Source organism: Candidatus Accumulibacter sp. ACC003 (assembly GCF_907163085.1).
In the GTDB taxonomy this organism is placed as follows: domain Bacteria; phylum Pseudomonadota; class Gammaproteobacteria; order Burkholderiales; family Rhodocyclaceae; genus Accumulibacter.
In genome coordinates this window covers 74,583-100,781 of the sequence record NZ_CAJQTX010000002.1, presented here as the reverse complement: position 1 = coordinate 100,781, position 26,199 = coordinate 74,583, and the positions used below count along the sequence as shown (strand labels likewise).

General features: G+C 63.4%; 27 protein-coding genes. 8 read left to right on the top strand and 19 right to left on the bottom strand.

The window, feature by feature from the left end:
- Window positions 1-199 precede the first annotated feature (199 nt).
- Together QZ656_RS04140 and QZ656_RS04135 are read right to left on the bottom strand one after the other, a co-directional pair.
- The gene (locus QZ656_RS04140; RefSeq protein WP_291992201.1) at window positions 200-853 is read right to left on the bottom strand and encodes a methyltransferase domain-containing protein; all 654 of its coding nucleotides are present in this window, start codon (window positions 851-853) and stop codon (window positions 200-202) included.
- 179 nt (window positions 854-1,032) lie between these two features.
- Window positions 1,033-1,338 (bottom strand): hypothetical protein, encoded by a 306-nt coding sequence (locus QZ656_RS04135; protein WP_291992653.1) that lies wholly within the window; start codon window positions 1,336-1,338, stop codon window positions 1,033-1,035.
- Between QZ656_RS04135 and hemC the strand changes: the two genes are divergently transcribed.
- Both hemC and QZ656_RS04125 read left to right on the top strand, forming a co-directional pair.
- On the top strand, window positions 1,321-2,205 hold the full coding sequence (gene hemC, locus QZ656_RS04130) for a hydroxymethylbilane synthase (RefSeq protein WP_291992620.1): 885 nt from the start codon (window positions 1,321-1,323) through the stop codon (window positions 2,203-2,205). The two genes, QZ656_RS04135 and hemC, sit on opposite strands and share 18 nt — an antisense overlap.
- Window positions 2,202-2,975, top strand: a complete 774-nt coding sequence (locus QZ656_RS04125; RefSeq protein WP_291992200.1) for a uroporphyrinogen-III synthase — start codon at window positions 2,202-2,204, stop codon at window positions 2,973-2,975. The genes hemC and QZ656_RS04125 overlap by 4 nt, the downstream gene beginning before the upstream one ends.
- Window positions 2,976-3,017: 42 nt before the next feature.
- On the opposite strand, the gene QZ656_RS04120 is transcribed toward QZ656_RS04125, so the two are convergent.
- Window positions 3,018-3,218, bottom strand: a complete 201-nt coding sequence (locus QZ656_RS04120) for a hypothetical protein (protein ID WP_291992199.1) — start codon at window positions 3,216-3,218, stop codon at window positions 3,018-3,020.
- Between the two features lie 131 nt (window positions 3,219-3,349).
- Here QZ656_RS04120 and QZ656_RS04115 point away from each other — a divergent pair, with 131 nt between their 5' ends.
- Window positions 3,350-4,450 carry a uroporphyrinogen-III C-methyltransferase gene (locus QZ656_RS04115; protein WP_291992198.1) on the top strand — a complete coding sequence of 367 codons (1,101 nt, stop codon included), beginning with the start codon at window positions 3,350-3,352 and terminating at the stop codon, window positions 4,448-4,450.
- A complete protein-coding gene (locus tag QZ656_RS04110; protein WP_291992197.1) occupies window positions 4,447-5,616 on the top strand; it encodes a heme biosynthesis HemY N-terminal domain-containing protein in 1,170 nt (389 codons plus the stop codon). The genes QZ656_RS04115 and QZ656_RS04110 overlap by 4 nt, the downstream gene beginning before the upstream one ends.
- A 49-nt stretch (window positions 5,617-5,665) precedes the next feature.
- Here QZ656_RS04110 and hemF read toward each other — a convergent pair whose 3' ends face one another.
- From hemF to QZ656_RS04045, 13 genes are all read right to left on the bottom strand, one after another.
- On the bottom strand, window positions 5,666-6,583 hold the full coding sequence (hemF, locus tag QZ656_RS04105) for an oxygen-dependent coproporphyrinogen oxidase (protein ID WP_291992196.1): 918 nt from the start codon (window positions 6,581-6,583) through the stop codon (window positions 5,666-5,668).
- A gap of 31 nt (window positions 6,584-6,614) precedes the next feature.
- Window positions 6,615-7,895, bottom strand: coding sequence for a phosphoribosylamine--glycine ligase (gene purD, locus QZ656_RS04100; RefSeq protein WP_291992195.1), 1,281 nt, complete (start codon window positions 7,893-7,895; stop codon window positions 6,615-6,617).
- Between the two features lie 164 nt (window positions 7,896-8,059).
- Entirely contained in the window at window positions 8,060-9,625 is a 1,566-nt protein-coding gene (gene purH, locus QZ656_RS04095) for a bifunctional phosphoribosylaminoimidazolecarboxamide formyltransferase/IMP cyclohydrolase (RefSeq protein ID WP_291992194.1), read from the bottom strand.
- Between the two features lie 39 nt (window positions 9,626-9,664).
- On the bottom strand, window positions 9,665-9,916 hold the full coding sequence (locus QZ656_RS04090; protein WP_291992193.1) for a helix-turn-helix domain-containing protein: 252 nt from the start codon (window positions 9,914-9,916) through the stop codon (window positions 9,665-9,667).
- On the bottom strand, window positions 9,913-10,962 hold the full coding sequence (gene dusB / locus QZ656_RS04085) for a tRNA dihydrouridine synthase DusB (protein WP_291992192.1): 1,050 nt from the start codon (window positions 10,960-10,962) through the stop codon (window positions 9,913-9,915). The genes QZ656_RS04090 and dusB overlap by 4 nt, the downstream gene beginning before the upstream one ends.
- A 144-nt stretch (window positions 10,963-11,106) precedes the next feature.
- The gene (minE, locus tag QZ656_RS04080; RefSeq protein WP_291992191.1) at window positions 11,107-11,373 is read right to left on the bottom strand and encodes a cell division topological specificity factor MinE; all 267 of its coding nucleotides are present in this window, start codon (window positions 11,371-11,373) and stop codon (window positions 11,107-11,109) included.
- Between the two features lie 2 nt (window positions 11,374-11,375).
- Complete coding sequence (gene minD, locus QZ656_RS04075) at window positions 11,376-12,197, bottom strand: septum site-determining protein MinD (protein WP_291992190.1); 822 nt, start codon at window positions 12,195-12,197, stop codon at window positions 11,376-11,378.
- Between the two features lie 96 nt (window positions 12,198-12,293).
- Window positions 12,294-13,106, bottom strand: coding sequence for a septum site-determining protein MinC (minC, locus tag QZ656_RS04070; RefSeq protein WP_291992189.1), 813 nt, complete (start codon window positions 13,104-13,106; stop codon window positions 12,294-12,296).
- Between the two features lie 226 nt (window positions 13,107-13,332).
- The gene (locus QZ656_RS04065) at window positions 13,333-14,496 is read right to left on the bottom strand and encodes an FAD-dependent monooxygenase (RefSeq protein WP_291992188.1); all 1,164 of its coding nucleotides are present in this window, start codon (window positions 14,494-14,496) and stop codon (window positions 13,333-13,335) included.
- Window positions 14,489-15,796, bottom strand: a complete 1,308-nt coding sequence (locus QZ656_RS04060; protein WP_291992187.1) for an aminopeptidase P N-terminal domain-containing protein — start codon at window positions 15,794-15,796, stop codon at window positions 14,489-14,491. Before QZ656_RS04060 ends, QZ656_RS04065 begins: the two co-directional genes overlap by 8 nt.
- A complete protein-coding gene (gene murU / locus QZ656_RS04055) occupies window positions 15,793-16,485 on the bottom strand; it encodes an N-acetylmuramate alpha-1-phosphate uridylyltransferase MurU (RefSeq protein ID WP_291992186.1) in 693 nt (230 codons plus the stop codon). Before murU ends, QZ656_RS04060 begins: the two co-directional genes overlap by 4 nt.
- Window positions 16,485-17,423: a phosphotransferase gene (locus QZ656_RS04050; protein ID WP_366522095.1), complete on the bottom strand. Its 939-nt coding sequence runs from the start codon at window positions 17,421-17,423 to the stop codon at window positions 16,485-16,487. Before QZ656_RS04050 ends, murU begins: the two co-directional genes overlap by 1 nt.
- A gap of 1,175 nt (window positions 17,424-18,598) precedes the next feature.
- Window positions 18,599-18,805, bottom strand: coding sequence for a hypothetical protein (locus QZ656_RS04045; protein WP_291992185.1), 207 nt, complete (start codon window positions 18,803-18,805; stop codon window positions 18,599-18,601).
- A gap of 100 nt (window positions 18,806-18,905) precedes the next feature.
- On the opposite strand from QZ656_RS04045, the gene QZ656_RS04040 reads away from it, so the two are divergent.
- From QZ656_RS04040 to rsmA, 4 genes are read left to right on the top strand one after another with little or no spacing between them, the layout of a single operon-like run.
- Complete coding sequence (locus tag QZ656_RS04040; RefSeq protein ID WP_291992184.1) at window positions 18,906-21,068, top strand: LPS-assembly protein LptD; 2,163 nt, start codon at window positions 18,906-18,908, stop codon at window positions 21,066-21,068.
- 8 nt (window positions 21,069-21,076) lie between these two features.
- Window positions 21,077-22,387, top strand: a complete 1,311-nt coding sequence (locus QZ656_RS04035; protein ID WP_291992183.1) for a peptidylprolyl isomerase — start codon at window positions 21,077-21,079, stop codon at window positions 22,385-22,387.
- A complete protein-coding gene (gene pdxA / locus QZ656_RS04030; protein ID WP_291992182.1) occupies window positions 22,384-23,397 on the top strand; it encodes a 4-hydroxythreonine-4-phosphate dehydrogenase PdxA in 1,014 nt (337 codons plus the stop codon). The genes QZ656_RS04035 and pdxA overlap by 4 nt, the downstream gene beginning before the upstream one ends.
- Before the next feature lie 28 nt (window positions 23,398-23,425).
- Window positions 23,426-24,205, top strand: coding sequence for a 16S rRNA (adenine(1518)-N(6)/adenine(1519)-N(6))-dimethyltransferase RsmA (gene rsmA, locus QZ656_RS04025; protein WP_291992181.1), 780 nt, complete (start codon window positions 23,426-23,428; stop codon window positions 24,203-24,205).
- A 91-nt stretch (window positions 24,206-24,296) separates the two neighbouring features.
- Here rsmA and QZ656_RS04020 read toward each other — a convergent pair whose 3' ends face one another.
- From QZ656_RS04020 to xth, 3 genes are all read right to left on the bottom strand, one after another.
- Window positions 24,297-24,494, bottom strand: a complete 198-nt coding sequence (locus tag QZ656_RS04020) for a DUF2892 domain-containing protein (RefSeq protein WP_291992180.1) — start codon at window positions 24,492-24,494, stop codon at window positions 24,297-24,299.
- A gap of 99 nt (window positions 24,495-24,593) precedes the next feature.
- The gene (locus QZ656_RS04015; RefSeq protein ID WP_291992179.1) at window positions 24,594-25,271 is read right to left on the bottom strand and encodes a Crp/Fnr family transcriptional regulator; all 678 of its coding nucleotides are present in this window, start codon (window positions 25,269-25,271) and stop codon (window positions 24,594-24,596) included.
- Complete coding sequence (gene xth, locus QZ656_RS04010) at window positions 25,271-26,056, bottom strand: exodeoxyribonuclease III (RefSeq protein ID WP_291992178.1); 786 nt, start codon at window positions 26,054-26,056, stop codon at window positions 25,271-25,273. The genes QZ656_RS04015 and xth overlap by 1 nt, the downstream gene beginning before the upstream one ends.
- Between the last annotated feature and the right edge of the window lie 143 nt (window positions 26,057-26,199).

The window sequence follows — 26,199 nt, the reverse complement described above, 5'->3', positions numbered from 1 at the left end:
GCCAATACACCAACTACCTGAAAAAAAAACAGATCGACGCGTATCTCGGTGGTGATCGCCGGCACGCCGAAGAAGGCGCCGGTACGGACGCGGTATAGGCGCTGAAGGCCGCCGAGATCCAGGACGTGCTGGTGTATCTGACGGCGATTCAGGAGGTCGAGCCGCAACCGTCGACGACGGTCAAAGAGTAGCCGGGCGATCAAAGCCGCTGCCACACCTGCCAGCGCTCGCGGCCGGCAAAAAGCGCCAGCGAATCGTCGACCGAGTGATCTTCGCGGCGGCTGAAGTGAGCGCTCAGCAGATCTTCCAGTTGTTGCGGAAGGATTTCGAAGGGCGGGCCCCTGAGCTCGTCGCCAAACAGGAAAAAGCCCACCAGCAGCCCGCCGGGAGGCAGTAGTTCGGCCATCCTTTTAGCATAGTTGGTGCGCAGCTGGCGTGGCATGGAGCACAGGAAGGCGCGTTCGTAGATCACGTCGAACGCCTTACCCGGATCAAAAGTGAAGAAGTCGGCGCATAACAGCTGCCCCCGCCAGCCATCGCCAAGCGTCGAGCGTGCTGTGGCGATGGCCGCCGCGGAGAAGTCGAGCGCGATCGTTTCCCAGCCCAGAGTGTCGAGAAAGGTGGCATCGTGGGCGCTGCCGCAACCGGGGATCAGGACTCGTCGGCGGCACGGCAGCGAGCGGCTCGTCACGTCAGCAGGGTCTGCTGGTGCAAATGCCGGATGGCGGGCGACAAACTCGCGTAGCGCCGTCGGCACCCGCTGCGTTTCCCACGGCGTCATGCCGCTGCGGAAACGAAGGTCCCAGAAGTCGGCCAGTTCGGGGCGTTGCTCGGCCGGTTTGTCGGGCGCCATGACTATTTTGAATACCTTCTCGGCGGACGGGTGGTGGCGATGGTACGCGCTGGCCGAGGAAACCGCCTTCGCCAGTCGCCGCCACGGGGCCTGCGTGCGGGCGCGGATGCGAGTCGACCGGGCAGCAATTGGCGCCCTCGGCAACCATGTTAGAATCAGACCCCTTGATGATAATGTCTTTAGTCGATTGGCGGTAAAAAGACACGCCGGATTGCGCCCGATTTGCCGTCATCTTCAAGGCGCGACAACACGTGCATGGTCGAACCATGCAACCGTTGCCGCAAGCGCGGAAAGTGGGCGAAAAGACCTGCAGGATGGATCGTCATTTGCCAGAAATCGCCTTGGCCTTGCCCGCGCGTCCGGCCGTATTCTGCGGGCTGCTGGCGCCTTACCGGAAGCTCACCTTGAACCCTGAAAATCCAGACCAGTCCCGTATCGTCATCGCCTCGCGTGAGTCGCGCCTGGCGATGTGGCAGGCAGAGCATGTCCGCGGTCGCCTGCGGGAACTATACCCAATGCGCCCGGTGGAAATCCTCGGTATGACTACCAGGGGCGATCAAATTCTCGATCGCCCACTGTCGGAAGTCGGCGGCAAGGGATTGTTCATCAAGGAACTTGAGGTGGCGATGCACAACGGCCGCGCTGATCTGGCGGTGCATTCGATGAAAGATCTGCCGATGGAGATGCCCGAGGGCTTCGTCCTGGCGGCGATCTCGGCGCGCGAGAATCCGTGCGACGCCTTCGTCGCCAATCGCTATGCCGCGCTCGACGACCTGCCTGCCAAGGCGGTGGTCGGTACGTCCAGCCTGCGTCGTGAAGCGACGCTGCGCGCTCGGTATCCGCAGCTGACAATCCGGAGTCTGCGTGGCAACCTCGATACGCGCCTCAGGAAGCTCGATGCCGGTGAGTACGACGCGATCATTCTGGCCGCAGCAGGTCTCCTGCGCCTTGGTCTGGCGGCGCGAATCAAGTCCGTACTGAGCCCGGAGCAGTCCTTGCCGGCGCCTGGACAAGGCGTACTGGGAATCGAAGTGCCCGCCGCGCGCGCCGATCTGATCGCTCTGGTGGCGCCGCTCAACGATCCCGACACGGCGCACTGTGTGCGCGCCGAGCGTGCGTTTTCACGCGCTCTGGGAGGCAGTTGTCAGGTCCCGCTGGCGGCCTACGCGGTGCTCGAGCAGGGTCGCTTGTGGCTGCGAGCGTTCGTTGCCACGCCCGATGGCAGGCAAGTGCTGCGCGGCGAACTGCGTGGTGCCGCCGAGGACGACGAGTTGGTCGGTGGCGAGCTCGCGCAAATGCTGCGTGCGCAAGGGGCAGATGCCATCCTTGATGAGCTTGCTGCGGGCCGATGATGGCGCCTCTGCACGGCAAGAGAATCGTCGTGACGCGGCCGCGCGCGCAAGCGTCGGTGTTGGCTGGATGGATCGCCGAAAGAGGCGGCGAGCCGGTGATCTTCCCTTTGCTCGAGATCGCCCCGGCGGATGATCCGGAGCCCTTGCAGTCGCTGATCACGCGTCTCGACAACTACTCTCTGGCAATCTTCGTCAGCCCCAATGCAGTCGCTTTCAGCGTCCCGGCGATTCTCGCCAAGCGCCCGTGGCCGCTGGGCCTGCGGGCGCTGGCCATCGGCCAGGGGAGCGTTGCCGTGCTGGCAAGTTACGGGATAGCCAACGCGCTCGCTCCGGTCGAGCGTTTCGATTCAGAGGCCTTGCTCGAACTTCCGGAAATGCAGTGCGACGTCGTCGCCGGTCAGCGAGCGGTGATCTTTCGTGGCAATGGCGGTCGCGAGTTGCTTGCCGATACGCTGCGGGACCGTGGTGTTGAGGTCGATTACGTGGCATGCTATAAACGCTCGGCACCGCTGGATGCGGAGCTGCTGGTGGCCTTGTGGCGTAGTCGCCGGCTCGACGCGCTGACCGTTTCATCGAGCGAGGGCTTGCGCAATCTGGTCAACGTATTGGACGATTCGGCACGTGCGTCGCTGCAAGAGACGCCGGTGTTTGTGCCACACCCGCGAATCGCCGAGGTGGCAGAGGAGCTTGGCTTGCAGCGGGTGATTCAAACCGGCCCGGCAGATGCCGGAATCATCGCTGCTTTGAGCGTATATAATTGGCGGTCATGATGAACGAAGAAATCGATCGACGGTCTCCGTCCACCGAACGAGCTACCGCAACGCCGGTAGAGCAGCCGTCGCCAGCAAGCGACACGTCGCCAGCAAGCGACACGTCGCCAGCAAGCGACACGTCGCCAGCAAGCGACACGTCGCCAGCGAGCGGCACGTCGCCAGCGAGCGGCACGTCGCCAGCGAGCGGCACGTCGTCAGCGAGCGGCACGTCATCGCCAGCGAGCGACACGTCGTCAGCAAGCCAAATGCAGCCAGGCAACGCAGCCTCGTCGGCGAGCGAGGCGGCGTCGGCAAGCGAAACACGGCCGGTGAACGCGGCCTCGTCAGCGGTTCAGAAGCCGGCAGAACCCCGGGCCTCAGCGGCGAGTCAGGTGCCGCAACCGTCGGTAGCGAGCCAGCCGCCACCGGTGTGGCGCAATCCCTGGTTGCTGGTGGTGTTGCTGGCCCTTGGGCTGGCCGCCTGGCAGTGGGTGGAAACCCGACAGAAGCTTGCCGACACGCAGCAGGAGATGGCTCGTCGTCTGGCCGACAGCGATTCCGCTGGTACTGAAGTGCGCGCTCTGGCCATGCAGTCGCAGGAGCAGGTGGCCGGCGTGCTTGGCCGCTTGGGCGCTCTCGAAGAAAAAATAGCAGAATCACAGAGTCAGCAGGCAACGCTCGAGAAGCTCTACCAGGATCTCGCCAGCAACCGCGACGAGTGGGCGCTGAGCGAGGTTGAGCAAAGTGTGACGCTGGCCTCCCAGCAATTGCAGCTGGCTGGCAATGTGCATGCGGCAGTGCTTGCCTTGCAGGTGGCGGATGCCCGCCTGGTGGGCATTGATCGGCCGCAGTTCATCAGTCTGCGCAAGGTTCTGGCCAGCGATCTCGACCGTCTGCGCGCCTTGCCACAGATCGATATTGCTGCCATTAGCCTGCGTCTGGAAAGCGTGATCAGCGCCGTCGACACCCTTCCCGTGGCGGTCGAAGGGCGGCCGCAGCCGAGTGAAGAAGGTGCGCCAAACACCGCCGATGCCGCCGTCGCCGGCTCGTCCGAAGCGGCGCCGCCGGCAGAAGCGCCGTCAGTGATCAGCGTGGAATTCTGGCGGGGCCTGGTTAGCGCCGAGTTGTGGAAGCGGCTGGGTCGTGAGTTCTGGGGCGAAGTGAAATCGCTGGTCAGGATCCAGCGCGTGGATCGTGATGACCCCGCTTTGCTGGCGCCTGAGCAGGTCTTCTTCCTGCGCGAGAACATCAAGTTGCGCTTGTTGAATGCCCGCCAGGCCTTGCTGGCGCACGATCAATCGGTCTTTCGTAACGAGCTGCAACGCGCGCAGGCGTCGATCGGTCGCTACTTCGATGCCGCTGCGGTGGCGCAACAGGAAGCCCTGGACACTCTGAAAGAGCTTGCGGCGACCGAGATCGACATCGCAATGCCGACTCTTAATGACAGTCTGTCGGCGATCAAGACCTTCAAGCTTGGGCAGGAGCGCCAATGAGAGGGCTACTGTGGCTGCTGACCCTGATCGCACTGGCGGTCGCCATTTCGCTTGTCGCGCGCTTCAACGACGGCTATCTGTTGTTGGTCGTGCCGCCGTATCGCGTCGAAGTGGCTCTGAGCCTGGCGATCTTTCTGTTCTTCGCGGCTTTCATGGTGCTTTACATGTTGCTGCGCGCGGTCGGCCTGACGCTTGCGCTACCCAGCCGGGTCAGCGCCTTTCGTGCTCGCCGCCGCCGCGAGAAAGCAGCCGCTTCTTTCAACGAGGCTGTTCGTCTGCTTTTTGAGGGGCGCTACACGCAGGCCTTGGGCAAAGCCGCCGCGGCGTATGCCGCCGGCCAGTCACCCGGACTGGCGGCGCTGGTGGCGGCGCGGTCGGCGCAGCGTTTGCGGGAACCGGCGAAAGAGAAGGAGTGGCTGGAGCGCGTCAGCGTTGACGACCGCAAGCTGGAGCCCGCGCGCTTGATGCTGGCTGCCGAGAGCGCCATAGAGAGAGGCCAATTTCAGGATGCGACAAGCGCTCTGCAGGACTTGCAGAATCTGATCGGTCGTCACATCGCGGCGCTTCGCCTCGAGCTCAGTGCGCAGCAGGGTTGTAGCAATTGGCATGAGGTGCTGCGCCTGGCGCGCCTGCTCGAGAAGCGTGAGGCCTTGTTGCCTGAGGCGGCACAGGAAATAAAGACCAGAGCGCATCAGGAAAGCATTCGTTTGCTGCACGCCGACAAGGGACAACTCCTCGACTATCTGCGGCAGGTGCCGGCCAGGGAGCGCTCGCCGCAGCTGACTTATACCTCGGCCGAGGCTTTCCTCGAGAACGGCGCCGACGATGACGCACGCCGCCTGATCGAAAAACAGCTCGACGAGAAATGGGATTCGGCCCTAGTCCAGCTCTATGGTCAAGTTCGCGGCAGTGACCTGACGGCGTGCATTGCGCGGGCCGAAAAATGGTTGCCGCAGCATCCCGATGACCCGCGCCTGTTGCTCACCCTGGGCCGCCTCTGTGTGGCGCAACGCTTGTGGGGGAAGGCGCAAATCTATCTTGAGGCCTCGTTGTCGCTGGCCGATCAACGCGCCGTACGGCTCGAACTGGCGCGGCTCTTCGAGCACACCGAACGCGCCGACGAAGCGATGCTGCACTACCGCACAGCTGCCGAGCAGGTCGCCTGAGACACTCTGTTGCTCCGACGTCCTTCGCGCGGCTGCTTCCTCGCGATCGTCAGGCCCAGTCGCGCGGCGGCAGCATCTCGTAGATCAAGGCTTCGGCCGTGCCTGCTTCCGGCTGCCAGTCGTAGCGCCACTTGACGATCGGTGGCAGCGACATCAGAATCGATTCCGTTCGCCCACCCGATTGCAGGCCGAAGAGCGTGCCACGATCCCAGACCAGATTGAATTCGACATAACGTCCACGCCGGTACGCCTGGAAGTCGCGTTCGCGTTCGCCATAGGGCAGCCGTCGGCGCTGCTCGATGATTGGCAGATAGGCGGTGGTGAAAGCGTCACCGACCGCTTGCGTCAGCGCGAAACATCGTTCGAAGCCGCCCTCGTTCAGGTCGTCGAAGAAGACCCCACCGACGCCGCGTGCTTCCTGCCGGTGTTTGAGAAAGAAGTATTCGTCGCACCACTTCTTGTAACGCGCGTAGACGTCATCGCCAAAAGGTAGCAGCGCCTGCTTGCAGGTGCTGTGGAAATGTCGAATATCCTCGGCGAAGGGGTAGTAGGGCGTCAGATCCATGCCGCCGCCAAACCACCACGCGGGCTCGGCGCCGGCCTTTGTGGCGACCAGTGCGCGAACGTTCATGTGCGCGGTCGGGCAATAAGGGTTTTCTGGATGCAGGACCAGCGAAACGCCCATCGCTTCGAAGGCGCGACCGGCAAGTTCGGGGCGCTTGGCGGTCGCTGAAGCCGGTAGCGCCGGACCGCTGACGTGCGACAAGGCGACGCCGCCGCGTTCGAAAACGCGCCCACCCTCGATGATGCAGGTGCGACCACTGCCCGCCAGCGGTTCGCCAGCGTCCTTCTGCCACGGGTCGGCAGAAAATTTCCGGCCATCGGCGCCTTCGATGGCTTCGGCGGCCACGATGATCCGCGTCTGCAGTCCGGTGAAATAGTCCCTGAGCAGCGTCGCGTCGATCATCTCGGGGCAGCGTCCGGCAGCTTGGCGGCGGTCATCGGCTGTGCGCCCGCCGACCGATGTCGTGCCGGTACTGCATGCCGTCAAAGTGAATTCCGAGAATCGTGTTGTAGGCGTGCTTCTGGGCTTGCTTGACGTTGTCGGCGAGGGCCGTGACGCACAGCACGCGGCCACCCGCAGTGACGACCTGGCCGTCCTTTTCGGCGCTGCCGGCATGGAAGACGTGGCTGTCTTCGCTGGCTGGCGGCAGACCACTGATCACGTCGCCGGTCCGCGGTGCCTCGGGGTAGTTGGCGGCGGCGAGAACGACGCCCAGGGCAACTCGACGATCCCAGCTTGCTTCGACCTCGTCGAGCCGGCCGGCGATCGCGCGCTCGATCAGCGTGAACAGATCGGATTTCAGGCGCATCAGGATCGGTTGTGTTTCCGGATCGCCCAGGCGGCAATTGAACTCGACCGTCTTGACTGATCCATCCTTGCCGATCATCAGGCCGGCGTAGAGAAACCCCGTGTAGGGGATGCCTTCGGCAGCCATGCCGCGGACCGCTGGCAGGATGATCTCGCGCATCGCTCGGGCGTGTACCTCCGGGGTGACCACCAGCGCCGGCGAGTAGGCACCCATGCCGCCCGTGTTCGGGCCGGTGTCACCGTCACCGATTCGCTTGTGGTCCTGGCTCGACGCCAGCGGCAGAACGTCCTTGCCGTCGACCATGACGATGAAACTGGCTTCTTCGCCGTCGAGAAACTCTTCGACGAGTACGCGCGCCGGGTTCGCGTTTTCCGCTTGGCCAGCGACATTTTCGGGGAGCAGGCGGTCAATCGCCGCGTGTGCTTCGGCGAGTGTCATGGCCACGACCACGCCTTTGCCGGCGGCCAGCCCGTCGGCCTTGATAACGATCGGTGCTCCCTGCTGGTCGATGTAGGCGTGCGCCGAAGGACGATCCGCGAAGGTCTCGAAAGCTGCCGTCGGAATGTTGTGCCTGGCCATGAAGCGCTTGGCGAAGTCCTTCGAGCTTTCGAGTTGCGCCGCCTCTCTGGTCGGGCCGAATATTTTCAGGCCACGGGCACGAAAGACATTGACGATGCCAGCAGCGAGCGCTGCCTCGGGGCCAACGACCGTCAGCGAGACTTTTTCCGCTTCGGCGAAATCGGCGAGCGCTTCGAGATCGGTGATCGCAACATTCTCGAGTTGGCGCTCGCTAGCCGTGCCGGCGTTGCCGGGGGCGACGAAGACCTTCTGCAGGCCAGGAGTTTTTGCCAGACACCAGGCGAGCGCGTGTTCGCGTCCGCCCGAGCCGATTACCAGTAGCTTCATAGAACTCCTTTCAGCACCCGATCGTCCTTCACCACCGGGTCGTCCTGCCGTGGCGGTCGCCGGCCAGCAGATAGTCTTTGTCGGTCACTAGCCGCCGATACACGATTTCCGCCATGCCTGCTGTGATCGCTTGCTCTGAATCGTCATGACCGTCAGCCCACAGATCAGTGCCGGAAGTGGCGGGCGCCGGTAAACACCATTGCCAGGCCATGCTCATTGGCAGCGGCGATGACCTCCTCGTCGCGCATCGATCCGCCCGGCTGGATGACCGCCTTGGCTCCCGCCGCGGCGACGACGTCAAGGCCGTCACGGAAGGGAAAGAATGCGTCTGAAGCGACGCAGGCCCCGGCCAGATCGAGGCAGGCGTTCTGCGCCTTGCTGACGGCGATGCGCGTTGAATCGACGCGGCTCATCTGTCCCGCGCCAACGCCCAGCGTCATGCCGCGGCCGCAGAAAACGATCGCATTGGACTTGACGAACTTGGCGACGCGATAGGCAAACAGCAGATCTTCGACCTGTGCCTCGGTCGGCGCCAGCTGGCTGACGACGCGCAGGTCGGATGCCTGGACGTTGAAGAGGTCGGGCGTCTGGACCAGCAAGCCACCACCGACACGCTTCATTTCGAAGCCGTGATGGACCTTCGCCAGAGGCAGTTCGAGGACGCGCAGGTTCTGCTTGGCAGCCAGCAACTCTCTGGCCGCGCTGCTGAATGCCGGCGCCAACAAGACCTCGACAAAGTGCTTGCGGGAATTCATGGCGGTGACGACGTCGACGTCGACCAGGCCGTTGAAGGCAATGATGCCGCCAAAGGCCGACGTCGAGTCGGTCTGGAAGGCTTTTTCGTAAGCGCTCAGGAGATTGCCGCTGACCGCCACACCACAGGGGTTGGCGTGCTTGATGATCACGCAGGCTGGCGTGTCGAAAGTCTTCACGCACTCCCAGGCGGCATCGGCGTCGGCGATGTTGTTGTACGAGAGTTCCTTGCCCTGGATCTGCCGGTAGTTGGCAATCGAGCCGGCGGTTGGCGTCGGGTCACGGTAGAAGGCCGCCTGCTGGTGCGGATTCTCGCCGTAGCGAAGCGTCTCGACGCGATCGAAGGCGAGTTGGAGGTGCTTGGGAAACGGCTGTGGCTGCTCGCTTTCATCAAGCGAAGTCAGCCAGTTGGCGATCGCTGCGTCGTAGCGGGCGGTGTGCACGAAAGCCTTCCTGGCCAGTGTGAAGCGCGTTTCCAGGCTCAGTGCGCCATCGTTGGCGGTCATTTCCCCGAGTAGCGTTTGATAGTCCGCCGGGTCGGTGACGACGGCCACGCCGGCGTAGTTCTTGGCCGCCGAACGGAGCATCGCCGGGCCGCCAATGTCGATGTTCTCGATCGCCTCGGCAAGGCTGACGCCGGGCTTGGCGACGGTTTCGCGGAAGGGGTAGAGATTCACACAAACCAGATCGATCGCCGGAATACCGTGTTCGGCAATCGTCGCCATGTGTTCATCGACGTCGCGTCGCGCCAGAATGCCGCCGTGAACCTTCGGATGCAGGGTCTTGACGCGTCCGTCGAGCATTTCCGGGAAGCCTGTGTAGTCGCCAACTTCGGTTACCGTCAGCCCGGCGGCGCGCAGCATCTTCGCTGTGCCGCCGGTGGACAAGAGCTTGACACCGTGGGCGACGAGACCCTTGGCGAATTCGAGAGCGTGGTCCTTGTTCGAGAGGCTGATCAGGGCTTGTCGTATTTTCATGATGGGCGGCCAGGCGATAAGAAAGGTTGGGGGCGCTGTTCAGGCAAGAAGCCGGTGGTCGACGAGCTTCTTGCGCAGGGTGTTGCGGTTGATGCCGAGGATCTCTGCGGCGTAGGTCTGGTTGCCACCGGCCTGCTTGAGGACAACCTCGAGCATTGGACGTTCGACGCTGCGGATCACCATCTCGTAGACCGCCGCCGGTTTCTCTCCATCAAGGTGCTGAAAGTAGTTCTCCAGCGCGCTGCGGACGAAGGACGCAATGTCCTCACCGTCGTCGTGATGTCGCTTCATGCGGCGAGACCCTCGTAATTGCCGCCGGCCGGCAAGTCTGTATCCGGGCGGTCGACGTAGGGCAGGTGTTCGTTGTTCTCGGCGAGGACCAGGAAGAAGTCATCGACCGCTTGCCGTTGCCGGGCAATCGTCTGCAGTTGATTCATCATGTGGCGGAAAGCAGCCGAGCCGATCAGTCCCCGGGTGTACCAGGAAATATGCTTGCGGGCGATGCGCAAGCCGGTTTCGCTACCGTAGAAAAGGTAGAGGTCTTCGAGGTGGCCGAGCAGGACCTCGTGAATTTCACCGACCCGCGGCGGCAACAGATGCGTGCCGGTTTTCAGGAAATGCTCGATTTCGCGGAACAGCCACGGGCGGCCCTGTGCGGCGCGGCCGATCATCACCGCGTCAGCACCGGTGGTGTCGAGAACGAACTTCGCTGTTTCCGGCGAAACGATGTCGCCGTTGGCGATCAGCGGAATGCGTGCCACCGCCTTCACCGCCCGGATGGTGTCGTACTCGGCATGGCCGCTATAGCCGCAGGCGCGGGTTCGACCGTGCATGGCCAGGGCGCGGATCCCGGACTGCTCGGCGATCTTGAGGATATTCAGTGCATTACGGTTGGCGGTATCCCAGCCGGTACGGATCTTCAGCGTCACCGGCGTCTGCGGTACGGCATTGACCACCGCTTCGAGGATCTGTCTGACCAGCGCCTCGTCGCGCAGCAGCGCCGAACCGGCCATCACCTTGCAGATCTTCTTGGCCGGGCAGCCCATGTTGATGTCAATGATCTGGGCGCCGTGGTCGACGTTGTAGCGCGCCGCGTCGGCCATCATCGAGGGGTCGGCGCCAGCAATCTGCACCGAGACTGGTGCCACCTCGCCAGCGTGGTCGGCACGCCGTCTGGTTTTCGCGCTGCCATAAAGCAGCGAGTTCGAAGTGACCATCTCGGATACCGCCAGGCCGGCACCCATGCGCTTGCAGAGTTGCCTGAAAGGGCGATCGGTCACGCCCGCCATCGGTGCGACAAACAGATTGTTGCGAAGCGAAAATCCGAGAAAATCCATGGCGTGAGGAGCCGGGGGCGCAAAGCAAGGCGACGATTCTACCGCGATTGTTGCCCGAAAAATAGACAGTTGTCGTCTCGCGGCAGTTGTCGACGGCGACGTGGCCGATGCCGACCGGCAGGTGGTGTGGCTCCGGCGCCAGTCTTACGGCTTGCTGCTGGTGTCGGGCATGACGATGTTGACCTCGAGCACTTCCATGTTTCCCTGCTTCTCGATCGACACCTTGATGTCCTCCGGGTTGACCGCCACGTACTTCGATATGACGGCCATCAACTCCTGCTGCAAGGCCGGCAGGAAGTCCGGTGCGTGGTTGTCGGCATGGCGTTCGTGGGCAATGATCAGTTGCAGGCGTTCCTTGGCAATGGCCGCGGTCTTGGGCTTGCTACCGAAGATCAGGGAGAACAGGGACATCCTTATTTTCCCCCAAAGAATCGCTTGAACAGGCCGGGCTTCTCGTAGTCGACGAAACGAAGTGGAATGGTTTCTCCGAGGAAACGACCAACGACGTCGAGATACGCGCTGGAGACGTCGCTACCGATCAGATGGACCGCCGGCGAACCCGCGTTCGACGATTGCAGCACCGCTTCGGACTCCGGAATGACGCCGATGATCGGCACCCGCAGGATTTCCTGCACGTCCTTGTACGACAGCATTTCGCCGTCGCTGACGCGTTTCGGCGAGTAGCGGGTGATCAACAGGTGTTCCTTGACCGGTTCGCCACCGCTCAGTGCGCGCCGTGACTTGGCCTGAATGATGCCGAGAATGCGGTCCGAGTCGCGCACCGACGAAACCTCCGGGTTGCTGACCACCAGCGCTTCGTCGGCAAAGGTCAGAGCCAGGACAGCGCCGCGTTCGATTCCCGCCGGTGAGTCGCAGACGACGTAGTCGAAGCCCATGTGCTCGAGCTCCTTGAGAATCTTCTCGACACCTTCTTCGGTCAGTGCGTCCTTGTCGCGGGTCTGCGAAGCCGGTAGCACGAAGAGGTGGTCGTTCTCGCAGTGCTTGTCCTTGATCAGCGCCTGTGTCAGCGTCGCTTCGCCGTTGAGGACGTTGACCAGGTCATAGACGACGCGGCGTTCGCAACCCATGATCAGATCGAGGTTGCGTAGGCCGACGTCAAAATCGATGACTGCGGTCTTGTAACCCCGCAGAGCGAGGCCCGAAGCGAAGCTGGCGCTGGTGGTGGTCTTGCCGACCCCACCCTTGCCGGACGTTACGACGACAATACGTGTCACGGATCGTGCTCCGCAAATGAAAGGAGAGATTCTACCTGCAGAATGGGCATTCTGTTGAACGTGCCGACGGTTTGCTCAGTCCGCGCGACAAAAGCGCTAGTCGGTCTGCAGCCGCTCGACGACCAGTTTGCTGGTCGATTCGCCTGCTTTTTCAACGAGCCGGACCTGTACCGGTTTGCCCGCCAGTTCGGCCGGAACGCCACCGTCGAAGGTCCGGTACAAACCCGCGACCGAGACCAGTTGCGCGTCGAAGTGGGTGCAGATGATGCGCGCCTCGGTCGAACCGCTGGCGCCAGCCAGCGCGCGACCGTGCAGTGGGGCGTAGATGTGAATGTTGCCATCGGCAATGACTTCGGCGCCCGAGTTGACCGCCGCCAGGACCACCAGGTCGCCACCACGGGCATAGAGCTGCTGTCCGGAGCGCAAGGGGCGAGTAACGAACATCGTTGGCACGGCCGCTGGCGCGTTGACCGCCGCCGGCGGCGCTGCTGGCGAGGTCTCTTGCACGGCTGGTGTCTCGACCGGTGCCTCGATTGCCGGCGGTGGTGCAGACGCGGCGTCGCCAACCGCGGCCGTTCGTGGCGACCGCGCCGCCGCCGCGTAGGTCGGCAAGCCGGCTTTGCCGGCGCTCTGGCGAAGTTCTTCGCTGCCGCCACGTACGCCAATGACGTTCAGGCCGTGCGCTCTCAGCACCTCTTTGAGAATCTGCCATTTCGCCGATACGGCATCGCCGGCCGCCGATAATTCAAGAACCGCCGCATCACCATCGAAGAATGGGTCATCGCCGAACAGCGTGCTGGCGGCGTCGGCCAGGTCGGCCGTCTGCAAGGATCGCAGGCTGATCACCACGATCGGCAGCGTGGTGCCCTTGAACTCGATCAGCTGGCTTGTCTTGGTCGTTGGTGGCATGGCATCTTCAGGGCTGGAGGCAAGGATTCGCGAAGCGACGGAGTCTAGCTGAATCGTTTGGAAAAGCGAACTGTGGCGAGCGGCTTGCCGGGCTTGGCTGCGTGTCTAACGGTCATGACATGTTGCCATACACCAGATCATGAACGTCATGACCGCCCCCTCTTCTCCGGCCCTTCTCCCGCAGTGGGGAGAAGGGAGATTCGTGAGTCGCGTACGCGCTTTCACATTAAGGCCAGGCCCTGGCTCCCCAGATCATCCGTTTGGCGACGAAGTGACGCAGCGGCGGCAAGACCTCAAGGGCCAGCAGGCCGACGCCGCGGGCGATCCGCAGCGGCGCCAGGTCGTTGGCAAAGAGCCGCACGATGCCATCGGTGAAAGCGATGCTGCCGCCGCGGTCGAGGCGCCGGGCGCGCGCGTAGGACGCCAGTAGGGCTGCGTCGCCAGGGTCGCCAGCACCGTTGGCGAGCAGTTTTTCGGCCAGTTCCCAGGCGTCGCGCAAGCCGAGGTTGAAGCCCTGGCCGGAAACCGGATGCAGGCTTTGCGCGGCATTGCCAATCCACACCTGTCGCGGGGCGCTGAGTTTCCGGCGCACGCGCAGCGCCAGCGGGAAGCTGGCGCGCGCGCCGCAGCTGGCGAAATCGAGGCGACTGCCAAACTGCGCGCGCAGCGCCGCAAGAAATCGCTGCTCGTCGAGCGCCAGCAATTGTGCGGCGCGCTCGGGTGGTACTGTAAAGACCAGCGAGTAGTCCTGGCCGAGGGGTAACAGCGCCAGCGGGCCGTCGGGAGTGAAGCGCTCCCAGGCGCGTCGAGCGTGTCCGGCGACGGGTCGGACCTCGGCGACGACGGCGTGTTGCCGATAGTCGCAGACGCGTACGTCGGGATCGTTGCCGGGAGTTCCTTCGGCGTGCACCAGCAGCCGCGCCGCGACGCGACGTTTGGCGCCGTCGCTGGACAGCACGATCTCGGTCGCCTCGGCGCCGTTCGCGAGTTCGACGACAGTGCTGTTGTCCAGCAGCGGCACCCTGTCGATGCGCGCATCAAGGGCGGCCGCCAGGTCGCGGTAGCGCATCACGTAGCCGAGTGCCGGCAGGTCGTAGTCACGCGTGTCGATCAGCGTTCGGCCGAAGCCGCCGCGCTGCGAGACGTGAATGCTGTCGATCGCCGTGCCCGCGTCTACGTTCCACGCGCCGAGGCGTTCGAGAAGTTGCCGGGTTCCCTGCGACAGGGCCAGCGCGCGCGGGTCAGCGGCCCAGGCGCCGCGTCGGCGGCTGTCGATCAGCAACACGCGAAGCGGGCCACCGGCCAGCGCCAGCGCCAGCGTCATGCCGACCGGGCCGGCACCGACGATGGCGACGTCTACCTGGTCCACGCCGTCGATCGGCTCAGTCATGGCGCATCACTTCCTCGATCTCGGCGACCGTTTTCGGCGCGTTGGTGTAGACCGTGCAGCCCGCGGCGGTGACCAGAACGTCGTCCTCGATACGCACGCCGATGCCATGCAGATGCCCGGGAACGTCGCCGCCGGGGCGGAAGTAGAGGCCTGGTTCGACGGTCAGCGTCATCCCGGGACGCAGTCTGACCCAGTCATCGTCGCCGGTGCCGGTCTTGTACTCGCCCGCATCATGGACGTCGAGGCCCAGCCAGTGGCCGGTACGGTGCATGTACCAGGGCTTGTAGGCCTCGCTGTCGACGGCGCCGTCGACGCTGCCGCTAATCAGTTTGAGGTCGATCAGTCCCTGCACAAGGACGCGCAGCGCGGCGTGGTGATAGTCGGCGAACGAAGCCCCCGGGCGAACCGCGGCAATTGCCGCGTCTTGCGCCGCCAGGACGATTTCGTAGACTTCACGCTGCTCAGCGCTGAAGCGGCCGTTCACCGGAAAGGTGCGGGTAATGTCGGAAGCGTAGCCGGCGACTTCGCAGCCGGCGTCGATCAGCACCAGTGAGTGACCGCCCAGCAGCTTGTTGTTTTCGACGTAGTGCAGAATGCAGGCGTTGGCGCCACCGGCGACGATCGGCGTGTAGGCGTGGCCGTCGGCGCCGCGGCGGCGGAACTCGTAGCCGAGTTCCGCTTCGAGTTCGTATTCGGCCATGCCCGGCCGGCAGGCGCGCATGGCGCCGCTATGGCCGGCCGAAGCGATGTCGGCGGCACGGCGCATGCTCGCGATTTCGTGTTCATCCTTGACCAGGCGCATCTCGTCGAGGACGCCGCGCAGATCACGGATCTCGCCCGGCGCGCGGGTGCCACTGCGGCTCTGCTGACGGATGGTATTCAAGGCGTTGGCGATGCGCTGGTCTGCGGCGGCGTCGTGGCCGAGCGAATGCCACACGGCGCCGCGATTGGCGAGCAGCTCGGGCAGTTGCTGTTCGAGGCTGGCGATCGAATGCGCTTCGCTGAAGCCGAAGGCCTTGGCCGCGGCTTCGGGTCCGTAGCGGAAGCCGTCCCAGGTCTCGCGCTCCTCGTTCTTCTCACGGCAAAAAAGCAGTGACCGAGGCTCGCGGCCGCCGACCAGAACGATCACCGCGTCGGGTTCGGGGAAGCCGCTGAGGTACCAGAAGTAGCTGTCAAAACGATAGGGGTAATGCGAGTCGCGGTTGCGCAAGCGCTCGGGTGCCGTCGCCAGCACGGCGACGCCGTCACCGAGGCGTTCGAGTAGCTGCTGGCGACGCTGGGCGTAGGGCTGCTGAGTCATTGGGCGCGGGCAAGCTCCATGTCAAGTTCGGCGAGACGTTCGGTGGTGCCGACGTCGGTCCAGTGGCCGCCGTGTCGTTGGCCGGTGACGATGCCGCGGCTGATGCCGTCGTCAAGCAGTGGCCGCAATTTCATGCGCACGCCGACGGCCAGCCCGGCAAAGAACTCGGGCCAGAATACGCCAATGCCGGCGTAGGTCAGGGTGCCATTGGCGTTGGCGCCGGCGTGCCGCAGCAGTTCACCGTCAAGGACGAAGTCGCCACCGCGATGGTGCGCCGGGTTGTCGACCAGCAGCAAATGGCAACGGCGCTGATCGGCGGCCTGCGCGATGCGGCGGGCGTCGGCAAGGTCCCAGTCGCACCAGACGTCGCCATTGATCGCCAGGAAAGGTTGGTCGCCGAGCAGCGGCAGCGCCGCGGCGATGCCGCCAGCGGTTTCCAGCGCGCCGGCGGGTTCCGGCGAGTAGGCGATGTGCAGGCCAAAGGCGCTGCCATCGCCCAGTGCGGCCTCGATCTGTTCGCCCAGATGCGCGAGGTTGATCACCACCTCGAGCCAGCCGGCGGCGGCCAGGCGCTGCAGGTGCCAGACGATCAGCGGCTGGCCACCGGCGCAGAGCAGCGGCTTGGGCGTTTGGTCGGTGAGCGGTCGCAGGCGTTCGCCGCGGCCGGCGGCGAGGATCATCGCTTTCATCAGAAGGTATAGCCGGCGACCGCTGGCTGGTCGTCGACCGTGTCGAGCAGGCGCGCCAGCGGCCGCAGTTCGCCGTAGCGCTGGCAGGTCCGGCGCAAATAGTGCAGCACGCGCGGCATGTCGGCCAGGTAATTCTCCTTGCCGTCACGGTGGCACAGGCGGGCGAATATCCCGAGCACCTTGAGCTGGCGCTGCGCACCCATCCATTCGTAGTCGCGGTAGAAGTCGTGAAAGTCGGCGTGCACCGGCAGTCCGGCCTGGCGCGCCGCGTCCCAGTAGCGGATCACGAAGTCCAGTTCCTGTTCTTCCGGCCAGTCGATGTACGCGTCGCGGTAAAGCGAGACCAGGTCGTAGGTCAGCGGCCCGTAAACCGCATCCTGAAAATCGAGCACGCCGGGGTTGGCCGGAAAGGCCGGCGAAGTGTCACCAACGACCATCAGGTTGCGCGAGTGGTAATCTCGATGGACGAAGACCCTGGTCTGGCTCAGATTGTTGGCCAGGATCGCCGCAAAAGCGGTCTGCAAGGTCGTCTGCTGGCGATCGTCGAGAGTCAGTCCGAGGTGGCGTGCCAGATACCATTCGGGAAACAGCGCCAGCTCGCGACTGAGCAGGCGGTGATCATAGTCGGGCAGGACGCCGGCGCGGCTGGCGAGCTGGATGGCGATCAGTGCCTGATTGGCGTCGCGGGTACAGGCGCGTGCGGAGCGGGCGCCGGCTGCGCCGACATACGAATAGCACTCAGAGTTAGGTCGTGCGCCGAGGTCGGGAGCCCAGGAAAAAAACCCTCTACAGATCGGGAGTTGTCTGCGAGGGACCGTTTCGGTACATGTAGCTCCGGCGTCCTGAAAAGCGCGATGGGTGTGCGAAAAAAAAAAACAAAGAAGGGGGTGGGGACAAAAGTAACTAGCAACCTCTGGACACGGTAGGGGATAACACACTGGCTCAGAAAAGCTTGAATCAAAACGGCGATCAAGGAGAATCTAACAAAGAGAGGATAAGTAGGAAGCTAGTAGTAGGTCGGTGGCTGGAAAAAGGACTGGGGGTCATCAAAAAGGAAGAACTTCACCGGTAAGGAAATTCGCCAATTAACGTTGTGAACACAGGAAGAGACATACGGCAAACCAAGGACAGTTACCGGACAGGGATAACAGACTAGGGGCAACTCCGGCTGCGTAAAATTGATGGGGCATACATAAAAGTGCGGGGCAAACCAGCAGTCGGGTGTGACTGGCCCAACCAAAGAACAATCTAATACCGGAGAGACGAAGAACACACGGGACACCAAAAACAGGGGTCTTGTCAAAGGGAAGCCCAAGCAACTTTAAAGACACGCACACGGATGACCGGAGTACAAGTCGGCGAAGAAATGGTCCATACTTAGGCAGAGAAGGGGCGCGGACAAGTTGCATGTTCTCTTGACATCAGATTAGCTGGCGTACAAAGACTGTCCCGGCGAGCTCTGCTGTACAACCACATAAACGACCGGGCAAAGGGTGCAGGATTCAAATAAAAAAGAGCGGGCAAGAACAAAAAAAAGAAGCGGGCCCCAAAGGCGGGAAGGAACACCAAGCGCCTGGGACGGTTATCTAACTGGAAGTGGAGGTGACCCGAAGCCGCATAGAATAAGCGGCTCGGTACACAAGCGACGCACTTAACTATCGGATGCACCCACCAGGCGACACAACCCTGAACATGATAGGACGTACTAGAAAAAAAAAGAGACCACAATGACCCCGCAGAAGGTGCCGTATCTGAGAAACTCATCAGACGGAACGGTGAGAAAAAAACACACCAGGGCCTGCGAGTAATCGCGTGTGTCATCGCAAAAGCGCGGGGGCCTAAAGGAAGCTAAAAAAGTGAGGTGGGATGGAGCAGGAAGTGCGGGGAGGAGAGGCTCAGGATGATCGCAGGGACGCGGGTGAAGAAGTGATAGAGTTCGCCTCGAGCCGGCACCCCTCCGTGTACTTCCCGGTCCCCATCTCCGCCACGCTTTGGCCAGTTTGCGCCTCCCGCACCGCCCGATCTCTACAAGGACATCGGCTGCCCGACACAACCTCTACGCCGCTACCCGTCACTCCTCCTTTCCTTTCCTTCTTCTTCATCTCCCGCACCGTTACTCTTTCCGACCTATCCCCGCGGTCCGGCTTCCACTTTCTACTCTCTTCCTTTCTTTTCTTCTCCTTCTTTCTTCTCGCTGTTCTTTCCTCCCAACTGGTTCTTCTTTCTCCCGCTTTCTATTCGCCTTCCCTATCGCGCCTTCAGCTTCGACTTCCTCTACTACTACCTCTTTCATCCTCCTACTTCCCTCATCCTCTTGCATGCCCGTTTCTTGCTCACGCTCCACTTAATCTCTTGGCCTCTTCGTCGACCGCGAGGTGATCGCCGAGGACGATGCGGAATTGCGCCAGGCTGGCAAGGTCTTGACTGCCGATCGAATGACCTATTGGCCAGTGGACGACGAGGTCGAAGCCGTCGGCGGCGTTCGCTTCCAGCAGGACAACGACGTGATTTCCGGGACCAGGATGCGGATGCGGCTCGAAGACAAGTTTGGTTTCTTCGACGACGCTTCGTATTTCATCAAACGACCGCCGCGGGCCGCCGCGGCGCCGAGCAGCACGCCGAGCAGCGAGTTCACCAGCGGTTTTGCCGCGCCGCGCTCGCTCGGCATCGCGCCCGGACAGACCGTCATGAAGTATGAAGATAGCGCTTCGAAAGAGGCCACCGAGGGGCGTGGTGACGCCGAGCGCATCGATTTCGAAGGCGAAAACCAGATCCGCATGCGCGCGGCGACCTACACCACGTGCAAGCCCGGTAATGACGACTGGTTCCTCAGCGTCGACGACCTCAAACTCGACTTCGATAACCAGGTCGGTACCGGTACTGACGGGACGGTGCACTTTCTCGGCGTGCCGATTCTCTATTCGCCGTGGATGTCGTTCTCGCTCAACAACCAGCGCAAATCGGGTTTTCTCAGGCCGACCTACGGTTCAAGCAGTGATAACGGTATCGAGTTCACGCTGCCGTACTACTGGAATATCGCGCCGAACATGGACGCGACTTTCGAACCGCGAATTCTCAGCCGACGTGGCGTCGAAATCGGCACCGACGTGCGCTACTTGAACGAGGCTTTTGGCGGCATCTATACGAGCAGGGCGCGACTCGAGTATCTTCCCAACGACCAGAAGGCCGGCATCGACCGCTGGGGCGTGTCGCTGACGCACAATCAGCAGACGGCCAACGGTTTCTCCGGCGCGATCAATTACAACCGGGTTTCGGACAACAAATACTACACGGACTTGTCGAGCCAGATTACCAAGACCTCCGAGACGCAGCTCCTGGAACAGGGGCTGCTGACCTACAGTGGTGGCGGCTGGTGGAATGCGAGCGTCAATCTGCAGTCTTTCCAGACGCTGCAGCCCGACCCCCAGAATCCGGTCACGCCGCCCTACCGCCTGTTGCCACAGGTTACCGTGAACGCCCGGCAGCCCGACCTGTTCGCGACCGATAGCTCTTTCTTCGGGCAATACACCTATTTTGTTCATCCCGATTCGCTCAAGGTCGAAGGCCAGCGGACGGTTCTGCAACCGCAGATATCTCTGCCTTATGTGACGCCGGGGTGGTATGTGACGCCGCGGCTGGGCGTGAACGTCACGCAATACGCCTTGTCGTATCCGGTTTCGGTGAGCAATGAACGCAGTTCGATCAATCGCAGCCTGCCGATCTTCAGCCTTGATTCGGGGATGACTTTCGAACGGCCGAGCAACTGGTTCGGTCGTGACTACACGCAAACGCTGGAGCCGCGACTCTACTACCTGAATATTCCCTACAAGAACCAGAACGATATCCCGGTCTTCGACTCGGCGCAGGCGGACTTCAACTTCGCGCAGATCTTTGCCGACAACCAGTTTTCCGGCTGGGACCGTATCAATAATGCCAACCAGTTGACCGCCGCCGTGTCTTCTCGCCTGATCGACCCATCAACCGGAGGCGAGATCATGCGCGGGATGCTCGGCCAGCGCCTGTACTTCACCGACGACAAGGTGGCGCTGCCCGGAACGACCACCCGTCAGTGGAATAAATCCGACTTGCTGGCGGGCTTCACCGGCCAGATCTTGCCGCGCGTGTACGCCGACGCGGCGCTGGAATATACCGTCAATGATCAGGAATTCCAGCGCTACTCGATGGGCGCGCGTTATTTCCCCGAAGCCGGCAAACTGCTCAACGCCTCGTACAGTTACAACACGCAGGCGGCCACTCCGATCAAGCAGATCGACATTTCCGGTCAGTGGCCGATCGACGGTCGCTGGCAGGCGGTCGGTCGCTACAACTACTCGTTTCTGCAGAACCAGCCGATCGAAATCATCGGTGGCCTGCAGTACAACGCGGGTTGCTGGGTGGTGCGCGTGGTTGGCCATCGCCTGCAAACGACCGAGGCGAACTCGACCACCACCACTTTCGTACAGCTGGAGTTGAACGACTTCGCGCGGATCGGCTCGAATCCGCTGGATCTCCTCCGGCGCCAGATTTCAGGCTACGGAGTCGCCAATCACCCGATGACCGACTCAGCCCTGGCCGAACAATAGGCTTGCCCATGATGATTCTATTTCGCGCGCTGCTCGTGTCCGCTTGCCTGATCGGGCTGGCGGCGGCGCAGACCTCGCCCGCGGCATCGCGCCAACCGGTCGCCGCCGACCGCATCGTTGCCGTAGTCAATGACGAAGTGATTACGCTTTACGAGTTGCGCTCGCGCCTCGACTCGGCGTTGGCGCAGTTGCAGCGACAGGGCACCACATTGCCGCCGCGTGCGGTTCTCGAAAACCAGATGCTCGAACGGCTGGTGACCGACAAGGTGCAATTGCAGTTCGCGCGCGAGATCGGTTTACGCGTCGACGACGCGCAGCTCGACCAGGCGCTGCAGCGAATCGCCGCCAACAACAAGCTGACCTTGCCGCAGTTTCGTGCCGCTCTTGAAAAAGATGGCATCGCCTTTGCCAGCTTTCGTGAGGAGATTCGCTCCGAGATGACGATCGCTCGCCTGCGTGAGCGCGAAGTCGATAGCCGTATCTTCATCTCCGAAGGAGAAATCGACAATTACCTCGCCGGCGCGGCCGGGCAGGGCGATGCCGGTGAGGAGTATCAGGTCGCGCACATTCTGCTGCGGGCGCCGGAGTCGGCGAGTCCGGAGCAGATCCAGCAACTCCGCGCCAAGACCGATCAGGTCGTCGACCGTTTGCGGAAAGGCGAGGATTTTGCGCAACTGGCGGCCGCCTATTCGGACGCGCCGGACGGTCTGAAAGGCGGCGATCTCGGCTGGCGTTCGTTGCCGCGCATGCCGGCGATGTTTGCCGAAGTCGTTGTGACGCTGAAGGTCGGCGAGGTATCGCCGGTCTTGCGCAGCTCGAACGGTTTCCATTTGGTCAAGCTGCTCGGCAAGCGGGGAGGCGGCGCGCTGCCAGCGGTGCAGCAGACGCACGCCAGACACATCCTGATCAAGGTCAACGAACTGGTATCAGAATCCGAAGCTCGGCACACGCTCGAGGGTCTGCGCGAACGGATCAAATACGGCGAGAAGTTTGCCGAGTTGGCCAGGCTGTTCTCGCAGGACGGTTCGGCGTCAAAGGGCGGCGATCTGGGCTGGATTTACCCCGGGGATACGGTTCCCGAGTTCGAGCGGGCGATGAATCTCCTGGCTCCCGGCGAGGTCAGTCAACCCGTTCAGTCGCCGTTTGGTTTTCACCTGATCGAAGTGCTCGAGCGTCGCGTCCAGGATGTCTCGAATGAGCGCCAGCGCTCCGCGGCGCGGCAGACGCTGCGCGACCGCAAACGTGACGAGGCTTACCAGGACTGGTTGCGCCAGACGCGCGACCGAGCCTATGTCGAGCTTCGCCTGGAGGAGCGTTGAGCGAGCTCACCGGCTTGCCGACGATTGCCGTCACCACCGGCGAACCCGCCGGCATTGGCCCGGAGATCTGCCTGCGGCTGGCTGATCGCTCGCTGGCCGCGCGCTTGCCGGCACGCATTGTTGTCCTCGCCGATCGTTCGCTATTGGCCGAACGGGCCGCGGCGCTGCAGTTGCCCGTGCTTTTGCGTGACTGGCAGCCGGCGCTGCCGCCGCAAGCCGGTGCGCTCGACGTCCTGCACCTGCCGCTGCGCGTCAGCGCGCAGCCCGGTCGCCTCGAGCCGGCGAATTCGCCGTACGTGCTGGCGCTGCTCGACCGCGCGCTGGCCGGTTGTCTGCGTGGCGAGTTCGCGGCGATGGTCACGGCGCCGGTCCATAAGGGCGTGATCAACGATGCCGGCATTCCGTTCACCGGCCACACCGAGTACCTCGCGGCGGCGACGGCAACACCACGCGTGGTGATGATGCTCGCCGGCGGCGGCCTGCGGGTGGCGCTGGTGACCATCCATCTGCCGCTGCGCGAGGTGCCGGGCGCGGTGACCGCCAGCGCGGTCGAGGAGACGCTGCGCATCGTGCATGCCGAGATGGCGCAGAAGTACGGGATCGCCAACCCGCGGATTCTCGTCGCCGGTCTCAATCCGCACGCCGGCGAGGGCGGCTACCTAGGTCGCGAAGAGATCGAAGTGATCGCCCCGGTGCTCGAAAAACTGCGCGCCGAAGGCGCGATGACGCTGATCGGGCCGTTGCCGGCCGACACCATGTTCTCGCCACCGGTCCTGGCGCGCGGCGACTGTGTCGTCGCGATGTACCACGATCAGGGGCTGACGGCGCTCAAGTACGCCAGCTTCGGTCAAGGCATCAACGTCACGCTCGGCTTGCCGATCATTCGCACGTCGGTCGATCACGGGACGGCGCTCGAATTGGCGGGTAGCGGCGACGCTGACGCAGGCAGTCTGGTGGTCGCCGTCGAGCAGGCCATCGAGATGGCACAGCGGGCCGGCGGCAGGTGGTGAAGGCCTGCTTGCGGGCGTCCGCCAATAAATGAGTGCGCACGTCGCCCGCAAGCGCTTCGGGCAAAACTTCCTGGTAGACCAACACGTCATCGCCGCGATCATCGATCAGCTGGCCGTGCAACGCGACGATCGGCTGGTCGAGATTGGCCCTGGCCTCGGCGCCTTGACCGATCCGCTGCTGCGCCGGCTCGACCATCTGCAGGTCGTCGAGATCGACCGCGATATCGTCGCCAGGCTCCAGCAACGCTATTCATCGGACCGGTTGACGGTGCACGCCGGTGACGCCCTGAACTTCGATTTCGCGATCCTGGCCGAGGATGCGGCGAGCGGCCTGCGCGTCGTTGGCAATCTGCCCTACAACATCTCGACGCCGCTGCTCTTTCATCTCGCCAGTTTTGGCTGTTGCATCCGTGACATGCATTTCATGCTGCAACGCGAGGTCGTCGAGCGGATGGTCGCCGCGCCGGGAAGCGGCGACTTTGGCCGCCTGTCGGTGATGCTGCAATACCGCTTCGTCATCGAGCAGCTATTCGAGGTGCCGCCCGAAGCCTTTAATCCGGCGCCGCGGGTGTACTCGGCGATGGTCCGGCTGATTCCGCGTCGGCCGGAGGAGTTGTTGGCAGTCGACGAAAAATACCTGTCGACGCTGGTCGCGCTGGCTTTTGGCCAGCGCCGCAAGATGGTGCGTAATAGTCTCAAGAGCCTGCTCAACGACGAGCAACTGGCGGCTCTCGGCGTTTCGCCGACGGTCCGCGCCGAGGAGCTGTCGGTCGACGACTACGTGCGCCTGGCCAACAGCCGGCCATGAAAGCGGCGTGCCGCGATGGCCCGCCGTGCTGGCAACGAACGACGCAGAGGCGACGCAGAGGAGGCCGCGCAGGGGCGCGCCAGCGTGCCGCTCAGGCGCTCTTCTTGATCGGGCAGGTATTCGCGCCGAGCAGGCTGTAGGCTGGGCAGACGCCGAACAGGCCGGTCAGTAGCGGTACGACGCCGATCCAGCCCCAGACGCCGATGACGCCGATGGCGGCCAGGGTGATCAGTGCGATACCGACGACGATGCGCAGGATTTTGTCGATGCCGCCGACGTTGGTTTTCATGATGTGCTCCGTGCCTTGTGGTTGATGACGGGGCCAGAGTAGCCGGCGCGGCGGGTCGGCGTCTGTAACCGCGGTCACACAGTGGCGCGCCGCTGCCGGTCAGCGATTGCTCGCCGCCAGTTCCTGCAGGCCAGGGCGGTCGACGATCATGATCTGCTCGCGGCCAAGCCTGACCAGGCCCTGCACGGCGAAACCCTTGAGCAGGCGGCTGACGATCTCGCGGACGCTGCCGAGTTCTTCGGCCAGCGCCTGGTGCGTGCTGTGGATCGCTTCGCCCCGGGCGAGCAGCAGCTTGGCCAGGCGCTGGTCGAGACGATGGAAGGCGACTTCCTCGACGAGTTGCATCAGTTCGGCGATGCGTTCGGCGAAGAGGTGGAAGACGAAGTCGCGGAACAGCGCGTTTTCGGCGACCAGGATGGCGAACGCCGCGGTCGGCAGGACCAGCAGCGACAGCGGCGTTTCGGCGACGCCACGTGCGGTGTACGGCGTGTGGCCGAGCAGGCAGCTCGAACTGATGATGCACGAGCCGCCCGGCTCGACGCGATAAAGCAGCATCTCGCGGCCGCTGGCGGTGCTTTTCACGACCTTGATCGTGCCGGCGAGCAGCAAGGGGAATCCCAGACAGTCCTGTCGTTCGCTGAACAGCTGCGCGCCCGCCGGCACCTGGCGCAGGGCGCTTGCCGGGCACAAGGCGGCGAGTTGCGCGAGCGGCAGCGAGCGCAGTGCCGGGTACAGCGTTAGCAGCGACGGCGGCAGGGTGTTGGGGTCGCTGGCCATCAGTCGGCGAGTTCGCTGAGTTCAGTGATTTCGGCGGTCACCGGCGCGTGATCGGACGGCCGTTCGAGTTTGCGCAGCGAGCGCTCGACGCCGGCTGCCGTGCACCGCCCGGCGAGCGCTTCGGAGAGCAGGATGTGGTCGATGCGCAGCCCACGGTTCTTCTGGAAGCCGAGCATTCGGTAGTCCCACCACGAAAAGGTTTTTTCGGGCTGTTCGAAGAGGCGAAAACTGTCTTTCAGACCGAGCCCGAGGAGACTCTGGAAAGCTGCGCGCTCGGCCGGAGAACAGAGGATCTGGTCGGCCCAGGCCAGCGGGTCATGAACGTCGCGGTCGTCGGGGGCGATGTTGAAATCGCCAGCCAACACCAGCCGCGGATTGGCCGCCAGTCGCTCGCCCAGCCACTTGTTCAGCGCCGCCAGCCAGTCGAGCTTGTAGGCGTACTTGTCGCTGCCGACCGCCTGGCCGTTCGGCACATAGGCGCAGATCACGCACAGCCCGCCGACAGTCGCCGCCAGCAAGCGCTGTTGCGCGTCCGGGTAATGCGGATTGCCGGCGACGACGTCGGTCAGCGGCAGGCGTGCCAGCAGGGCGACGCCGTTGTATGTCTTCTGTCCGGCGAAAGCGACGTGGTAGCCGGCGGCCTCGATTTCCTGGCGTGGGAAGAAAGGGTCGTCAAGCTTGGTTTCCTGCAAACAGACGACGTCGGGTTGCTGCCCGGCGAGCCAGTCGAGCAGCTGCGGCAGACGGACTTTCAGTGAGTTAACGTTCCAGCTGGCGATTTTCATGGGGTCCTGCAAGCGGGTGGTAATGCGGTGTGATGGGGGGCAGGGTGCTCGTCTGCTCAGCGCTCGGGCGACGCCGCAAGCGGCCCCGGCCGGGTACATTGTGCCAGTCCCGGGCCGATACACGAAACTGACGGAGCTGCATG

Coding starts and splice junctions, on each gene's coding strand:
- QZ656_RS04140 (WP_291992201.1), bottom strand. CDS start 853: ATGGCGCCCGACAAACCGGCCGAGCAACGCCCCGAACTGGCCGACTTC.
- hemC (WP_291992620.1), top strand. CDS start 1,321: ATGTGGCAGGCAGAGCATGTCCGCGGTCGCCTGCGGGAACTATACCCA.
- QZ656_RS04135 (WP_291992653.1), bottom strand. CDS start 1,338: ATGCTCTGCCTGCCACATCGCCAGGCGCGACTCACGCGAGGCGATGAC.
- QZ656_RS04125 (WP_291992200.1), top strand. CDS start 2,202: ATGATGGCGCCTCTGCACGGCAAGAGAATCGTCGTGACGCGGCCGCGC.
- QZ656_RS04110 (WP_291992197.1), top strand. CDS start 4,447: ATGAGAGGGCTACTGTGGCTGCTGACCCTGATCGCACTGGCGGTCGCC.
- hemF (WP_291992196.1), bottom strand. CDS start 6,583: ATGATCGACGCGACGCTGCTCAGGGACTATTTCACCGGACTGCAGACG.
- purD (WP_291992195.1), bottom strand. CDS start 7,895: ATGAAGCTACTGGTAATCGGCTCGGGCGGACGCGAACACGCGCTCGCC.
- purH (WP_291992194.1), bottom strand. CDS start 9,625: ATGAAAATACGACAAGCCCTGATCAGCCTCTCGAACAAGGACCACGCT.
- QZ656_RS04090 (WP_291992193.1), bottom strand. CDS start 9,916: ATGAAGCGACATCACGACGACGGTGAGGACATTGCGTCCTTCGTCCGC.
- dusB (WP_291992192.1), bottom strand. CDS start 10,962: ATGGATTTTCTCGGATTTTCGCTTCGCAACAATCTGTTTGTCGCACCG.
- minE (WP_291992191.1), bottom strand. CDS start 11,373: ATGTCCCTGTTCTCCCTGATCTTCGGTAGCAAGCCCAAGACCGCGGCC.
- minC (WP_291992189.1), bottom strand. CDS start 13,106: ATGCCACCAACGACCAAGACAAGCCAGCTGATCGAGTTCAAGGGCACC.
- QZ656_RS04065 (WP_291992188.1), bottom strand. CDS start 14,496: ATGACTGAGCCGATCGACGGCGTGGACCAGGTAGACGTCGCCATCGTC.
- QZ656_RS04060 (WP_291992187.1), bottom strand. CDS start 15,796: ATGACTCAGCAGCCCTACGCCCAGCGTCGCCAGCAGCTACTCGAACGC.
- murU (WP_291992186.1), bottom strand. CDS start 16,485: ATGAAAGCGATGATCCTCGCCGCCGGCCGCGGCGAACGCCTGCGACCG.
- QZ656_RS04045 (WP_291992185.1), bottom strand. CDS start 18,805: ATGCAAGAGGATGAGGGAAGTAGGAGGATGAAAGAGGTAGTAGTAGAG.
- QZ656_RS04035 (WP_291992183.1), top strand. CDS start 21,077: ATGATGATTCTATTTCGCGCGCTGCTCGTGTCCGCTTGCCTGATCGGG.
- rsmA (WP_291992181.1), top strand. CDS start 23,426: ATGAGTGCGCACGTCGCCCGCAAGCGCTTCGGGCAAAACTTCCTGGTA.
- QZ656_RS04020 (WP_291992180.1), bottom strand. CDS start 24,494: ATGAAAACCAACGTCGGCGGCATCGACAAAATCCTGCGCATCGTCGTC.
- QZ656_RS04015 (WP_291992179.1), bottom strand. CDS start 25,271: ATGGCCAGCGACCCCAACACCCTGCCGCCGTCGCTGCTAACGCTGTAC.
- xth (WP_291992178.1), bottom strand. CDS start 26,056: ATGAAAATCGCCAGCTGGAACGTTAACTCACTGAAAGTCCGTCTGCCG.